Genomic DNA, 13,924 nt, shown 5'->3' with positions numbered 1-13,924 from the left:
GGTCATGTCCGGCTGTCGCGCGGGCGCGCGTGCCTGTCAATCAGGCAGCGAGGGTCTGCACGCGGTTGCGACCGGCGGCCTTGGCTTGGTAAAGCGCCGAATCGGCCCGGGCGAGCAATTCCGCCATCGTGTCTTCCGCCCCCTGAAGGCTGGAGACTCCGGCGCTGACGGTGACCGAAATTCGCTGCGTGTCGCTGAGGACGCTGAAGGCATCGGCGGCAATTGCCTTTCGCACGCGTTCGGCCGCCGCATAGGCGAGTTCGCCCGATGTCTCGGGAAGGATCACGAGAAACTCTTCCCCACCCGGACGACAGGCCACGTCCATCGGGCGGATATTGTGGCGCAGGCGGTCAGCCAGTTCCTGCAGCACCTCGTCGCCTGCCTGGTGGCCATGCGTGTCATTGATCGGTTTGAAATGGTCGATGTCGAGCATCATCACCGACAGCGGCTTTGCGCCCATCACGGCACGGTGCATGTATTGCTGCAGCTGGCTGGTCATGTAGCGGCGATTGTACAGCCCGGTGAGCTGGTCAATCACTGACAGCTCAAGGCCGCGGTCCACCCGCTCGCGCAGAATCTCGACATACCGTGTACGGCGCGTCTGCGTGCGGACGCGGGCAAGCAGTTCCTGCGTGTCAACGGGCGCCATGATCATATCGCTCGCGCCGATCTCGAGGCCTTTTACCGCCTTGGCGCGCTCCAGCGGATCGCAGATCAGCAGGATCGAGACGGCGCGGGTGACATCGTTCGTCTTGAAATGGGCGCAGAGTTTCAGCGGATCGAAGCTCTTCGACAACAGCGACAGGAGCAGCACATCCGTGCGCTCCTGCGCCAGGTCGCCCATGTTGCCGGACTCCAGCAGCGTCATCACCTTGTGGCCGTTGTCCCGCAACAGCGTAGCAATGCGGGCGGAGGTGCGCGGATTGTCGTCGATCAGGAAGACACGAGCCGGGCCTTCCGGCTCCTCGCCACCGCCGTTCTCCATCGCGCCGGTCTTGAGGCCGCTGGCCTCGCGCTTGCGCAATTCCGAAGTAACGGCGTTATAGCGCATCAGCGTGTTGACGCGCGAATTCAGGAGAAAATCATCCACAGGCTTGGTGAGGAAATCTTCCGCACCTGCATCAAGTCCGCGCACCCGGTCTTCCGCGTCGCTGAGCGCGGTGACCATCACGACCGGAATATGCGCCGTGACCGGATCGGCCTTGAGCCGTCGGCAGACTTCGTAGCCGTCCATGCCGGGCATCATCACGTCGAGCAGGATGATTTCAGGGTCTTGCGATCTTGCAATTTCGAGCGCCTGCGGACCGCTGCTGGCGAGGATCACCGAATGGTATTGCGCCTCCAGCTTGGCTTGCAGGAGGCGCCGGTTGGCTTCGATATCGTCAACAACCAGGATCCTTGCACTCATGCCGGTTCCTTTGGCATCAGCGATTCGACTGCTCGGATGAAGGAGGCAATCTGGATCGGCTTGGAAAGGTAACCTTCGCATCCGGCTTCGCGCACGCGCTGTTCGTCAGTGCGCATCGCAAAGGCGGTGACGGCGAGCACCGGAATGTGGGCAACCTTCTTATCGTCCTTCAGCCAGCGGGTGATGTCGAGGCCGGAGACTTCCGGCAGCTGGATGTCCATGATGATCAGGTCGGGTAGTTCCTTGCGGGCGATTTCCACCGCCTTCGCCCCGTCCCGGCACTGGAAGGTCTTGAAGCCGTAGGCGCCTAACAAGTCACAGAACAGGCGCATGTTGAGGTCGTTATCCTCAACAACCAGCACTGTTCGGGGGGTGTCCTTGGCCATACTGCTCGATTTTGCTGACGATTCGCACGAATGCTGCTCAACGTTATTCAGTTATACTGTCAAAAGTTAACACGCTTTTATGCCGGTCCGGCGGCGGGTTTGCGGCGACAGACAAAAGCGGCGGGAAAACAGCGCCATGACCAGCCTCTGCCGCGATTGTCTCTTTGTAAAGACAGGAGATTTTGACCGCTGCCCAAGCTGCGGCAGCCTGCGCGTCGTGAGCCATAACGCTTTGGCAACCCTGGGAATAGCGCATGTCGATTGTGACGCTTTCTACGCCTCGGTCGAGAAGCGGGACAATCCGGCCCTGCGGGAGAAACCGCTGATCGTGGGCGGGGGCACGCGCGGGGTGGTGACGACCTGTTGCTACATGGCCCGGCTTTACGGCGTGCGCTCGGCCATGCCGATGTTCAAGGCTCTGAAGCTGTGTCCCGAGGCGGTGGTGGTGGCGCCGGATTTCCGCAAGTACAGCGAGGCCGGCCGGGCCATCCGTGGGCTGATGGACGAGCTGACGCCGCTGGTGCAGCCGGTGTCGATCGACGAGGCGTATCTGGACCTTTCCGGCACCGAACGATTGCACGGCGCGCCCCCGGCGGCGAGCCTTGCCCGGCTGGCGCTGGAGGTGGAGAAGAAGGTGGGCGTGACGGTCTCCATCGGCCTCTCGGCCAACAAGTTCCTCGCCAAGACCGCCAGCGAACTCGACAAGCCGCGCGGCTTTGCCGTGCTTGCCCCGGATGAGGCCGAGGCTTTCCTCGCCGACAAGCCCGCCGCCTTCCTGCACGGGGTAGGCCCGAAATTTGCCGAGTCGCTGGCAAAGGATGGCTTCCACACGATCGCCGATATTCAGCATGCGGACCTTAAGGACCTGATCCGCCGTTATGGCGAGACGGGCGAGTGGCTGAAGAAATGCGCGCACGGGCGGGACAACCGCAAGGTGAGCCCGCACGATGACCGAAAGTCCGTCTCCAGCGAGACAACCTTCTTCGAGGATACGGCAGACCTGGCCCTGCTGGAGGACCATCTCTGGCGCCTCAGCGTGAAGACGGCCGACCGCGCCAAGGCCGAAGGGGTGGTCGGCGTCGTGGTGACGCTGAAACTGAAGACCGCAGACTTCAAGCCGATCACGCGGCGCATCTCGCTGCATGCGCCGACGCAGCTTGCCCAGGAATTGTTCCGCACGGCGCGCCCCCTGCTGGCGAAGGAAGCTGGCGGGCGCGTGAAGTTCCGGCTGATCGGCGTTGGCCTCTCCGGCCTTTCGCCCTTCCGTTCGGACGGGACCGACTTGATTGACCCAAAGGTGGCCAAGCGCGCCGCCGCAGAGCGGGCGTCCGACAGGGCGCGGGCGAAGTTCGGCTCCGGCGCAGTGATCACCGGGCGAAGCGCGCGGATGGCGAAGGACCGGGAGAAGGATTGAGCGGGGCTGACTTGATCGCCGTCAACGGCTAGGACGGGACATAACCATTTCAGGGAGCTAACCCATGCCTACGCCCGAAGAAAAGCTTGACGCCCTTGGCATCGTGCTGCCCGCGCCGATGAAGCCGGTGGCCACCTATGTGCCGTTCGTGATCACCGGCAACCTGCTCTACGTGTCCGGCCAGGTAAGCGCGACCGCCGAAGGTCGCATCCTCGGCCGGCTGGGTGAGAACATGGAACTCTCTGCCGGTCAGCATGCCGCGCGCATCTGCGGCATCAACCTGATCGCGCAATGCAAGGCGGCGATGGGTGATCTGTCGCGCATCAAGCGCGTGGTGAAGCTGGGCGGGTTCGTGAATGCCGCGCCGAGCTTCGTGGACATTCCGCAGGTGGTGAACGGCTGTTCGGATCTGATGGTTGAAGTGTTCGGCGAGGCGGGCAAGCATGCGCGCTCGGCAGTCGCCTGCCCGACGCTGCCACTGGGTGTGGCAGTGGAGGTCGACGGCGTGTTCGAGATCGGTTGAGCGATGGCACGCCGGTTTGATCTTGCCGCCCATTCCTATGCCCACCGGGGCCTGTGGCTGAAGGAAGGACCGCCGGAAAACTCGCTGGCGGCGTTTCGCGCGGCGGCGAAAGCGGGCCTCGGCGTGGAGTTCGACCTGCGCCCGGCCGCAGGCGGCACAGCGATGATCTTCCATGATCCGGTGCTGGAGCGGATGACCGATACGACAGGCCTGTTCGAGGAACGTGAGGCCCGCGCGCTGAGAGCCATCGGCCTGAAGGGGCATGACGAGCGGATCCCCGCCTTCGAGGACCTCCTGGACCTCTGGCCGCACGACCTGCCGCTGCTGTGCGAAATGAAGATCGACGGGACGACGGACCCGGCGGCGTTTGCGCAGACGATTGCCCGCCGGCTGGCCGACTGGCCGGGCCTGGCTGCCGCGATGAGCTTTTCCGAAGCCTGCGTACGCGCGCTGCCGGAGAGCCTGATGCGCGGGCAGCTGGTTGTGCCGATGAGCTATACCGATGCGGAAACCTTTGACGCCATCGTGCAGCGCGCGATTGCGGACGGGATCGACTACCTCGCCGTGCACCATTCAGACCTGGCGCGGACGGCGCCGCTGGCTGCCGCTGCGGGAAGGCCGTTGGTGACATGGACCGTACGCAGCGAGGCAGAGCTGGCCCTAGCGCGCGCTTACAATCCGGCAATCATCTTTGAGCATATCGACCCGGCGCGCGCAGCGCCCTAAATTGCACGGCATGGACTCAGCCCTGCCTCGTATCACGATTATAAAATCGCTCGACGCCGTGGACCCGGCCGCCTGGAACGCGGTCGCAAACCCGCCTGGGCTTGCGTATGATCCGTTTGTCAGCTGGCAGTTCCTGGAGGCCATGGAATCCTCCGGCGCCGCGACCCCGCGCACGGGCTGGCGGGGCGCGCATGTGCTGGCCCATGACGCGGGCGGGCGCCTGCGCGGGGCGATGCCGATGTGGTTCAAGAGCCATTCGCGCGGCGAGTTCGTGTTCGACCAGAGCTGGGCCGAGGCGTGGGAGCGCGCGGGCGGGGCGTATTATCCGAAGCTGCTCACGGCAGTGCCGTTCACCCCGGTGACCGGGCGGCGGCGGCTGGTGGCGCCGGGGACGGACGAGGCGCTGTACAAGTCCGCGCTGCTGCAGGGCGCGTTGCAACTGGTGGCGGAGACGAATGTCTCCTCCTTCCACATGAACTTCATTGAAGAAAGCGAAGCGCCGGCGCTGGAACATGCGGGCCTGCTGATCCGGACGGACCAGCAATTCCACTGGCAGAATGCCGGGTACGGATCGTTTGACGGTTTCCTTGGCTCCCTCTCCTCCGAGAAGCGCAAGAACCTGCGTAAGGAGCGAGCGAAGGCGCAGGAGGGCCTGATCTTCCGGCATATCAGTGGCAGCGAGATCACCGAGGGGCATCTCGACATCTTCTTCGAGTTCTACATGGACACCGGAAGCCGCAAGTGGGGATCACCCTACCTAACGCGCCAGAGCTTTTCTCTGCTTCGGGAGCGGATGGCCGATGACCTACTCTTCATTTTTGCGTATGAGGGAAACGAGCCGATTGCGGGGGCGATGAACCTCATCGGATCGGACACGCTCTATGGCCGTTACTGGGGTACACTTGACCAGCGTCCGATGCTGCATTTCGAGACATGCTACTATCAGGCCATCGATTTTGCGATTGCGCGTGGCCTGAAGACGGTGGAGGCCGGCGCACAGGGAGGGCACAAGCTGGCGCGTGGTTACGCGCCCGTGCTGACGCATTCGGCGCACTGGATCACGCATGCCGGCTTTCGCGCGGCCGTGGCCGATTATCTTGAGCGCGAACGGCAGGCCGTGGACGCGGATTTCGAGTATCTCAAAGACAGAACCCCATTCAGGAAAGACACATGACCCTGCACGCCCCTTACGACACCAATAACATCTTTGCTAAAATCCTGCGCGGCGAGATGCCGAGCGTGAAAGTTTTCGAGGACGATGTAGCGCTGGCCTTTATGGACGTGTTCCCGATGGGCGAAGGCCATACCTTGGTGATTCCTAAGCGGGGCGGGGCTCGGCATTTCATCGATCTGCCGGAAGCGGAAGTCGGCAATTACATGATCCGTGTGCAGAAGGTTGCCCGCGCGGTCGAGAAGGGCCTGCAGCCTGACGGCGTGCGCATCTTCCAGTTCAACGGCGCGCCCGCCGGGCAGAGCGTGTTCCACCTGCACTTCCATGTGCTACCTGTGTGGGAGGGACGCACCGTTGGCCCGCATGCGAGCGGCGGCATGAAGAGTGCTGCGGAGTTGGAGCCTGTGGCGGCGAAGATTCGCGCGGGGCTCTGAGCCCTTCTCCCCTCTCCCATTTCCGGGATAGGGGTTGAAAGGTCAGATACCTAGCTTCGCTTTCAGGATATCGTTGACCGCCTGCGGATTGGCCTTGCCGCCGGAGGCTTTCATCACCTGGCCGACGAACCAGCCGAGCGTCTGCGGCTTGTCTTTCACCTTGGCGACCTGTTCGGGGTTCGCCGCGATGATCTCGTCGACAACCTTCTCGATGGCGCCCGTATCGGTGACCTGTTTCAGGCCATGCTTCTCAACGATGGCCGCGGCCTCGCCCTCACCTGCGATCATCCGGGCAAAGACATCCTTGGCGATCTTGCCGCTGATCGTGTTGTCGGAGATCAGGCCGATCAGGCCGCCGAGCGCGCTGGCGGAGACCGGGCTTTGGGACAGCTCCAGGCCTTCCTTGTTCAGGTATCCGAAGAGTTCCTGTGTGACCCAGTTGGCGGCGAGCTTGGCATCACGGCCCTTGGCGACTTCCTCGAAGAACAATGCCTTGTCGGCGTCGGACGTCAGGACGCCAGCGTCGTAACGCGAGAGGCCGTAATCCATCTCGAAGCGGGCGCGTTTCTGGTCCGGCAGCTCGGGCAGCGACTTGCGGATCTCTTCGATCCAGGCCTTCTCGAGTTCGAGCGGCAGAAGGTCAGGGTCCGGGAAGTAGCGGTAATCGTGCGCGTCTTCCTTCGAGCGCATGGAGCGCGTTTCGCCCTTCACCGGATCGAACAGACGGGTTTCCTGGTCGACTTTGCCGCCGCCTTCGATGATCTCGATCTGACGGCGGGCTTCGTACTCGATCGCCTGCTGGATGAAGCGGTAGGAGTTCATGTTCTTCAGCTCGCAGCGCGTGCCGAGGTGTTTGAAGTCTCCGGTCTCGCGGAATTTCTCGTACTGGCCTGGCTTGCAGACGGACACGTTGACGTCGGCGCGCAGGTTGCCTTTTTCCATGTCGCCGTCGCAAGTGCCGAGCGCGATGACGATGGCGCGCAGCTTCTTTACATAGGCGGCAGCTTCGGCCGGCGAGCGCACGTCCGGCTTGGAGACGATTTCCATCAGGGCAACGCCGGAGCGGTTGAGGTCAACGTAGGTCGCGTGCGGGTCCATGTCATGGATCGACTTGCCGGCGTCCTGCTCGAGGTGCAGGCGCTCGATGCGGCAGGCGAAGGTGTAGCCCTCCTTGCCGGGCACTTCGACGTCCACGTCGATCTCGCCCTCGCCGACGATGGGATGCGCGAACTGTGAGATCTGGTAGCCCTGCGGCAGGTCCGGATAGAAATAGTTCTTCCGGTCGAAGCGGCTGTATTCGTTGATCTGCGCTTTCAGGCCGAGGCCGGTGCGGATGGCCTGTTCGACGCAGAACTTGTTGATGACCGGCAGCATGCCGGGCATGGCAGCGTCAACCAGCGAGACGTTGCAGTTCGGGTCCGAACCGAAAGCCGTGGAGGCGCCGGAGAACAGTTTCGCATTGGAGGCGACCTGAGCGTGGATTTCCAGTCCCATGACGACTTCCCAATCGCCGGTGTCGCCTTTGATGCGGAAGGTGGGTCGGTCGGTCATCGGGGTCTCGGGTGCTTTCGGGTGATCTGTTGCGCTTCTAGGAGAAGCTGGGCCGTTCAGTCCAGCTTGCCTTCTTCGCGGGCTTTGCGGACCCGCTCGCGGCGGGCGGCCATACGGTCCTTGACGTTTGTGGGCGACGTGGCGATCGGGACGGGTACGGGTTCGGGCGCCGGGGCGGGCTCAGGGCCAGCCTCCTCGGGGGCGAGCTTACCTTCGGCGACCAGCTTGCGCCGGCGGGCGGCGAGCTGGGCCTCACGCGCGGCGAGCGCCTTGCTGCGCGGGGCGAACAGGCCGGCAAGCTTGCCCTGCCCTGCCCCGCCGGGCGCCTCGCGATCAGACAGCTTCAGCGAGCGGGCTTTCAGCACGCCGTTGATGCGCCAGGCAACATACAGCGCGACGAACAGGCAGATGCCCAGCATGATCCGCATTTCGGGATCAGCCAGGCTGTAGCCATAGCGGGAGAGGATCCCGCTCATCATGATCACGCCCAGGATGAGGACGATCGAGAAGATTGCGAAAAAACGAGCCATGCGGCCAGATTACCACCAGCGTTCCGGCTTGGCCACAAAGCCGGCTGCATCTTCTAGCGCGCCGCCGACCCGGAAGCAGGCAGCCTCGCCGAGTGCCTTGCCGATGACCTGCAGGCCGAGCGGCAATCCGTTGGCGGACAGGCCCGCCGGCACGGCGATGCCCGGCAGGCCGGCGAGGTTTGCGGTCACCGTGAAGACGTCGTTGAGGTACATTTCCACCGGGTCACCCGACTTTTCACCGAAGGCAAAAGCGGGCGACGGACAGGCGGGTGTCAGGATGGCGTCGCACTTCTCGAAGGCTTCTACGAAATCCTGAAAGATCTTAGTACGGACTTTCTGGGCGCGCAGGTAGTAGGCGTCGTAGTAGCCGGAGGAAAGCACGTAGGTGCCGATCATCAGGCGGCGCTGGACTTCCTTGCCGAAACCGGAGGCGCGGGTGCCTTCATAGGTGCCTGTCAGATTATTTCCCTCGACGCGCGCGCCGTAGCGCATCCCGTCATAGCGGGCGAGGTTGGACGAGGCTTCGGCCGGAGCGACGATGTAATAGGCGGGCAGCGCATACTTTGTATGCGGCAGCGAGATATCGACGATTTCGGCGCCGGCTTCCTTCAGCCACTTGATGCCCTGTTGCCAGAGCGCGTCGATTTCTTCGGAGAGGCCTTCGATCCGGTATTCCTTCGGGATGCCGATCTTCATGCCCTTCACACCCTTGCGGACATCTTTTCGCCAGTCCGGCGTCTTGATGTCCAGCGAGGTGGAATCCTTCGGGTCATGGCTGCACATGACTTCGAGGAGGATGGCGCTGTCTTCGACCGTCTTGGCGATCGGGCCGGCCTGGTCGAGCGACGAGGCGAAGGCGACCATGCCGTAGCGGCTGGCGCGGCCATAAGTCGGCTTGATGCCGACGGTGCCCGTGAACGCCGCGGGCTGGCGGATCGAGCCGCCGGTGTCGGAGGCGGTGGCGGCGAGGCAGAGATTGGCGGCGACCGAGGCGGCCGAGCCGCCCGAGGAGCCGCCGGGGGTGAGCCCCTGATTGTCGCCCTTGCGGCGCCAGGGGTTGATCACGTTGCCGAAACGCGAAGTCTCGTTGGACGAGCCCATGGCGAACTCGTCCATGTTGAGCTTGCCCAGCATGACGGCGCCCTCGTCCCACAGGTTTTGCGTGACGGTGGATTCGTAGGTGGGCGTGAACTCGCCGAGGATGCCTGAGCAGGCGGTCGTGCGCACACCTTTGGTACAATAGAGGTCCTTGATGCCGAGGGGAGCGCCGTCGAGCTTGCCGGCCTTACCCTTGGCGCGGCGGGCATCCGACGCCCTGGCCATGTCCAGCGCCTTTTCGGGCGTCTCGACGATGAAGGCGTTCAGAACGCGCGCGCCCTCGATGGCGCTGACGAATGCCTGCGTCAGCTCGACTGAGGAAAACTGTTTCGATTTCAGCCCATCCAGCGCTTTGGCGAGGGTCAGGGCGGTGAGATCGGTCATGGGGCGTCCCTTTACATGAACTCCGCCTGCTAGGGCCCTCGGGGCAAAAGTTCAAGTCTCCGTGAGCCCATTGCGGCAGCGCCGCCGGGGGCGCAAACTGACCGGGCAGACAGAAGCCGCCCTGGAGGATTCCGCCATGAAACACGTCGCCCTGGCTCTTGCGGCTACAGTCGCCCTTGTCTCCTGCGCCAGCGGGCCGGCAGAGCCGCGCAAACAGAGCCTGGCGGACTATGCTGATGACCCGCGCCTTGGCGAGGAGGCAAAGCGCATTTGCTTTTCCTCTAACATCGACGGGTTCAGCCTGAACGAACGCCGGACCGTGGTGCTGCACGAGGGACGCGACCGGTTCATGGTGGAAGTCACGGCCGGATGCCCGGACCTCGAGTTTGCCGAAGCGATTGCAGTGGACAGCGCGACGGGCTGCCTGACGCCGGGCGATGCGATCATCGTGGCGCGCACGCTGGGCGACTCGTTCGGAAACAACCGGTGCCTGATCACCGAGATGCGCGAATGGGACGAGAAGGCGAAGAAGGCCGAGACTGAGGCGGCCCCAGCTGCGGAATAAAATCCAGCCTGACCCGGCTGGCGCGCGCTTCGGCGCATGCTACAGACGGCGCCATGCTGGCACGAAACGAAGGGGGCCGCGCCGAGGTTCGCACCTCGCCCCTGCATGGACGCGGTTTGTTTGCTTCGGGTAGGATAGCGGCCGGCAGCATTGTCGGCGTTTTCCCGCTTTTGATCCTCAGCCATGAGGATACAGCGCACCTGAAGGCAACACGGCTCTATCACTATGTTTTCTATGTCGATGAGCGGTCGGACGGCGCCGTGCGCTGCGCGGTGGCGTTCGGGGAAATCTCGATGTGCAATCACAGCCCGGACGCGAATGCCGGGTTTGAGGTTGACGCGGACGCACAAACCGTCACCCTGACCGCGCTGACCGATATCGCATCGGACGCCGAAATTCTGATTGACTATCAGGACTTTGCCGAAGAAGCGCTTTAGCGCAGCAACCCTGTTCCGGGAGGACAACACAATGACCAACACGGTTCCCAAGACCGCGCTCCAGCTCCGCAGCCATCTGAAGGCTTCGGGCGAACTCGAGATTTCCCTGGCGGACGTCGCCGTGCCGGAGCCGGGCCCCGATGACGTGGTGATCCGCGTCGAGGCAACGCCGATCAACCCGTCAGACCTCGGCCTGCTGGTCGGCGGGGCGGACATGAGCACGGCGGTGCAGTCCGGCACGAAGGACCGCCCGGTGATCACCGCGAAAGTGCCTGCTCCGGCGATGCGGGCGATGGCGGCGCGGATGGACCAGTCCATGCCGGTCGGCAACGAGGGCGCGGGCGTGGTGGTGAAGGCAGGCTCGTCGCCGGCCGCGCAGGCGCTGCTCGGCAAGATGGTGGCCGGCCTCGGCGGCGAAATGTACTCGCAGTACCGGATGCTGAACGTGGCGCAGGTGCTGCCCCTGCCGGATGGCACTTCGGCCAAGGATGGCGCGTCCTGCTTCGTAAACCCTCTGACGGCGCTGTCCTTCGTCGAGACGATGCGGATGCAGAAGCGCACCGGTATCGTGCATACGGCGGCGGCCTCCAACCTCGGCCAAATGCTGGTGAAGATCTGCCAGAAGGACAATGTTCCGCTGGTCAACGTGGTACGCAAGAAGGAGCAGGCGGACCTGCTCAAGGGCCTCGGTGCGAAATACATCGTCGATTCTTCCTCGCCGACCTTCATGGAAGAGCTGATCACGGCACTGGCCGAAACGAAGACGACGCTGGGCTTTGATGCGATCGGCGGCGGGCCGCTGGCCGGTCAGTTGCTGGTGGCGATGGAAGCGGCGGCGAGCCGTAACATGAAGGAATTCAGCCGCTATGGCTCGGGCCAGGAGACGCAGGTCTATATCTATGGCCGGCTCGACATGTCGCAGACCCAGGTGCCGCCGGGCGTGGGCTTTGCTTGGAACCTGGGCGGCTACCTGCTGACGCCGTTCCTTCAGAAGGTTGGCCCGGAAGTGCGCGCGAAGATGCGCCAGCGCGTTGTCGACGAACTGACGACGACGTTTGCCAGTCACTACACGGCGGAAATCTCGCTCGCCGAGGCGCTCGATCTGAAAACGCTCCAAGCCTACAACGCGAAGGCGACTGGGACGAAGTACCTGATCAATCCGGCGAAATAGCGCTGCTGCGAAAAGGGAGCGGGTTCCCGTCCGGATAGCTCATGCTGAGCGGTGTCGAGGCATGGGCCTGGACCGGCGGGTTGGTGAGCCCGCTCTCTGCGCCGACTTCGCTTGCGATAAGCTTCTTGTGCTCTGCTCATCCCGGCTTTCGCCGGGGTGAGATGACACCAAAGCCTACCGCTTCAGATGTTCCATGCCCTTGAGGTCACCGGGGCGGGCGACGGGGGCGCCGAGTTTCGGTTTCACCTTTTCGGCTTTCGGTTTGCGGATTTCCTTGTTGGACTTCTTCTGACCCTTGGCCATGGCGTGTGCTTTCAGCAACCGAGGCCGGAATGGACCTCTGCCTCTGACGTAAGGCGCTTCGGGGCGGATTGTAAGGCGCGCTATTCCACAGCCTTGGGCACAACGAAAAAGCCGTGCTCGGTGCGAGGGGCGTTGGCGAGGACCTGGTCCTGGATGTTGCCGTCGGTGACCACATCGTCGCGCATGGGGAGTTTCGTCTCGACGACCGAAGTCATCGGCTCGACGCCTTCGACATCAACTTCGTTCAGCTGGTCGATCCAGCCCATGATGCCGTTCAGCTCGCCGGCAAGTTCGTCAAGTCGCTCTTCCGGCACCGCAATACGAGACAGGCGGGCAACTTTGCGGACGTCGTCGCGGGTAACGGTCATGGGAAGGCTCCAGTCGGACTGCCCGATTACGCGATAGGCAAAGCGGCTTCAAGGCGGTATGTGCCCTGCGATGCCCGTTGTTGACCTGTTCGACCTGCCCGCGAAGGGCGTCCTGATCGGCCTCGACCCGGGGACCAAGACGCTGGGCGTGGCGGCGACCGACCTCAGCCGCATTCTGTGCAGCCCGGTGGAGACGATCCCGAAGGTGAAGCTGGCCCCTGCCCTGGCGCGGTTTTTCGAGATCTGGGACGAGCGGGGGGGCGTCGGCCTCGTGGCGGGCCTGCCGCTGAACACGGACGGCACGCAGGGCCCGCGCGTGCAGTCGGTGCGCACGCTGGTGTCGAACCTGCTGAAGGTGCGCGACATTCCGGTGGCCTTCCAGGACGAGCGCTATTCCACCGTGGCGGCAGACGAGATCGTCCGGGAGCTGTCCTTCACCGAGCAGCGGCGCGCCGACCGGATCGATGCAATGGCGGCGGCGATGATCCTGCATGCGGCGCTGGAGCGGCTGGAGAAAGGCGCATGAGCGCTTTCCTCACCGCGCTGGTGCCGGTCATCCTGATCGTCACGCTGGGGCAGCTGCTGGCTCGGCGAGGCCTCGTGCCGGGTGAGGCTTTCCGGGCGCTGGACCGGCTTTCCTTCCTTGTGCTGCTGCCGGCGTTGATCATCCGTGCACTGGCAAATGCGGATTTTGACGGCGCGCCCTGGGTGATGATCGCCGCGCTGATGGCGGCGCAGATCGTGATGGGCGGGTTCGGCCTGACGGCGCGCCTCTGGCCCGGGATGAGCGCGCCGGGGGTGGGCACGATCATCCAATCCAATGTGCGCTGGAATACGATTATCGGCCTGTCGCTGGGCGGGCTGCTGTTCGGCGACGAAGGCCTTGCGCTCGTCAGCCTTGCGGCGGCGGCAATGATCCCGGTGGCGAACGTCATTTCCGTGTACGCCCTGGTGAGCCATGCCGAGCGCCCGCCAGGCGAGAAGCCCCGGCCGCTGCTGGCTCTGACGCGAAATCCGCTGATCTATGCCTGCTTGATCGGAATTGCGCTGGCGAGTTTCCATGTGCGCCTGCCCCCGATTGCGGACGAGACATTAAAGATGCTGGCGAATGCCGCGATTGCCCTGGGTTTGCTGAGCGCGGGCGCGGGCGTCGACCTTGGCGCGCTGAAGCGGGCAGGCCTGCGCACCTTCACCTGGTCCTTTGTGCGGCTGATCGGCCTGCCGGCGGCGACGTTGGTGATCGGACTCGCGATTGGTCTGAGCGGACTGCCGCTGGCCATTGCGCTGATCTGCGCGGCGACGCCAACCGCGCCAAACTCCTATGTGCTCGCGCGGGAGCTGGGCGGGGATACGACGCTGGCGGCCAACTTCATTGCGGCTCAGACGCTGCTGGCCGCCCTCACGCTGCCGCTGACCTGGGGCGTGATCCTCTGGCTCGGAGCGGTGTAGCCGCTG

General features: G+C 63.9%; 17 protein-coding genes. 10 read left to right on the top strand and 7 right to left on the bottom strand.

Annotation, left to right across the window (positions count from 1 at the left end; genetic code table 11):
- Positions 1-40: 40 nt before the first annotated feature.
- Together Q0C17_RS04660 and Q0C17_RS04655 are read right to left on the bottom strand one after the other, a co-directional pair.
- Positions 41-1,408 carry a PleD family two-component system response regulator gene (locus Q0C17_RS04660; protein ID WP_291202044.1) on the bottom strand — a complete coding sequence of 456 codons (1,368 nt, stop codon included), beginning with the start codon at positions 1,406-1,408 and terminating at the stop codon, positions 41-43.
- A complete protein-coding gene (locus Q0C17_RS04655) occupies positions 1,405-1,794 on the bottom strand; it encodes a response regulator (RefSeq protein ID WP_291202041.1) in 390 nt (129 codons plus the stop codon). Before Q0C17_RS04655 ends, Q0C17_RS04660 begins: the two co-directional genes overlap by 4 nt.
- Before the next feature lie 136 nt (positions 1,795-1,930).
- On the opposite strand from Q0C17_RS04655, the gene Q0C17_RS04650 reads away from it, so the two are divergent.
- From Q0C17_RS04650 to Q0C17_RS04630, 5 genes are all read left to right on the top strand, one after another.
- A complete protein-coding gene (locus Q0C17_RS04650; protein WP_291202038.1) occupies positions 1,931-3,208 on the top strand; it encodes a DNA polymerase IV in 1,278 nt (425 codons plus the stop codon).
- 64 nt (positions 3,209-3,272) lie between these two features.
- Positions 3,273-3,731, top strand: a complete 459-nt coding sequence (locus Q0C17_RS04645) for a RidA family protein (protein ID WP_291202035.1) — start codon at positions 3,273-3,275, stop codon at positions 3,729-3,731.
- 3 nt (positions 3,732-3,734) lie between these two features.
- Complete coding sequence (locus Q0C17_RS04640; RefSeq protein ID WP_291202032.1) at positions 3,735-4,457, top strand: glycerophosphodiester phosphodiesterase family protein; 723 nt, start codon at positions 3,735-3,737, stop codon at positions 4,455-4,457.
- A gap of 10 nt (positions 4,458-4,467) precedes the next feature.
- Positions 4,468-5,631: a GNAT family N-acetyltransferase gene (locus tag Q0C17_RS04635; protein ID WP_291202029.1), complete on the top strand. Its 1,164-nt coding sequence runs from the start codon at positions 4,468-4,470 to the stop codon at positions 5,629-5,631.
- The gene (locus tag Q0C17_RS04630; protein ID WP_291202026.1) at positions 5,628-6,062 is read left to right on the top strand and encodes an HIT family protein; all 435 of its coding nucleotides are present in this window, start codon (positions 5,628-5,630) and stop codon (positions 6,060-6,062) included. Before Q0C17_RS04635 ends, Q0C17_RS04630 begins: the two co-directional genes overlap by 4 nt.
- Before the next feature lie 42 nt (positions 6,063-6,104).
- Here the strand turns inward: Q0C17_RS04630 and gatB are convergent, their stop codons facing one another.
- From gatB to gatA, 3 genes are read right to left on the bottom strand one after another with little or no spacing between them, the layout of a single operon-like run.
- Positions 6,105-7,613 carry an Asp-tRNA(Asn)/Glu-tRNA(Gln) amidotransferase subunit GatB gene (gatB, locus tag Q0C17_RS04625; protein ID WP_291202023.1) on the bottom strand — a complete coding sequence of 503 codons (1,509 nt, stop codon included), beginning with the start codon at positions 7,611-7,613 and terminating at the stop codon, positions 6,105-6,107.
- 56 nt (positions 7,614-7,669) lie between these two features.
- Positions 7,670-8,143 (bottom strand): hypothetical protein, encoded by a 474-nt coding sequence (locus tag Q0C17_RS04620; RefSeq protein ID WP_291202020.1) that lies wholly within the window; start codon positions 8,141-8,143, stop codon positions 7,670-7,672.
- A 9-nt stretch (positions 8,144-8,152) separates the two neighbouring features.
- On the bottom strand, positions 8,153-9,625 hold the full coding sequence (gene gatA / locus Q0C17_RS04615) for an Asp-tRNA(Asn)/Glu-tRNA(Gln) amidotransferase subunit GatA (RefSeq protein ID WP_291202017.1): 1,473 nt from the start codon (positions 9,623-9,625) through the stop codon (positions 8,153-8,155).
- Positions 9,626-9,761: 136 nt separating this feature from the next.
- On the opposite strand from gatA, the gene Q0C17_RS04610 reads away from it, so the two are divergent.
- From Q0C17_RS04610 to Q0C17_RS04600, 3 genes are read left to right on the top strand one after another with little or no spacing between them, the layout of a single operon-like run.
- On the top strand, positions 9,762-10,190 hold the full coding sequence (locus Q0C17_RS04610) for a DUF6491 family protein (protein ID WP_291202015.1): 429 nt from the start codon (positions 9,762-9,764) through the stop codon (positions 10,188-10,190).
- A gap of 53 nt (positions 10,191-10,243) precedes the next feature.
- Positions 10,244-10,627, top strand: coding sequence for an SET domain-containing protein-lysine N-methyltransferase (locus tag Q0C17_RS04605; protein WP_291202012.1), 384 nt, complete (start codon positions 10,244-10,246; stop codon positions 10,625-10,627).
- Between the two features lie 31 nt (positions 10,628-10,658).
- Positions 10,659-11,798 carry a zinc-binding dehydrogenase gene (locus tag Q0C17_RS04600; protein WP_291202010.1) on the top strand — a complete coding sequence of 380 codons (1,140 nt, stop codon included), beginning with the start codon at positions 10,659-10,661 and terminating at the stop codon, positions 11,796-11,798.
- Between the two features lie 174 nt (positions 11,799-11,972).
- On the opposite strand, the gene Q0C17_RS04595 is transcribed toward Q0C17_RS04600, so the two are convergent.
- Entirely contained in the window at positions 11,973-12,101 is a 129-nt protein-coding gene (locus tag Q0C17_RS04595; protein WP_291202008.1) for a hypothetical protein, read from the bottom strand.
- An 80-nt stretch (positions 12,102-12,181) separates the two neighbouring features.
- Positions 12,182-12,469 (bottom strand): Asp-tRNA(Asn)/Glu-tRNA(Gln) amidotransferase subunit GatC, encoded by a 288-nt coding sequence (gatC, locus tag Q0C17_RS04590; RefSeq protein ID WP_291202005.1) that lies wholly within the window; start codon positions 12,467-12,469, stop codon positions 12,182-12,184.
- Between the two features lie 70 nt (positions 12,470-12,539).
- Here gatC and ruvX point away from each other — a divergent pair, with 70 nt between their 5' ends.
- Together ruvX and Q0C17_RS04580 are read left to right on the top strand one after the other, a co-directional pair.
- The gene (gene ruvX / locus Q0C17_RS04585; protein ID WP_291202003.1) at positions 12,540-12,995 is read left to right on the top strand and encodes a Holliday junction resolvase RuvX; all 456 of its coding nucleotides are present in this window, start codon (positions 12,540-12,542) and stop codon (positions 12,993-12,995) included.
- The gene (locus tag Q0C17_RS04580) at positions 12,992-13,918 is read left to right on the top strand and encodes an AEC family transporter (RefSeq protein ID WP_291202002.1); all 927 of its coding nucleotides are present in this window, start codon (positions 12,992-12,994) and stop codon (positions 13,916-13,918) included. The genes ruvX and Q0C17_RS04580 overlap by 4 nt, the downstream gene beginning before the upstream one ends.
- Positions 13,919-13,924: the final 6 nt, after the last annotated feature.

This window comes from Hyphomonas sp., from assembly GCF_022844445.1.
Classification (GTDB): domain Bacteria; phylum Pseudomonadota; class Alphaproteobacteria; order Caulobacterales; family Hyphomonadaceae; genus Hyphomonas.
The sequence above is the reverse complement of the archived record's forward strand: the minus strand, read 5'-3'. Positions and strand labels throughout refer to the sequence as shown.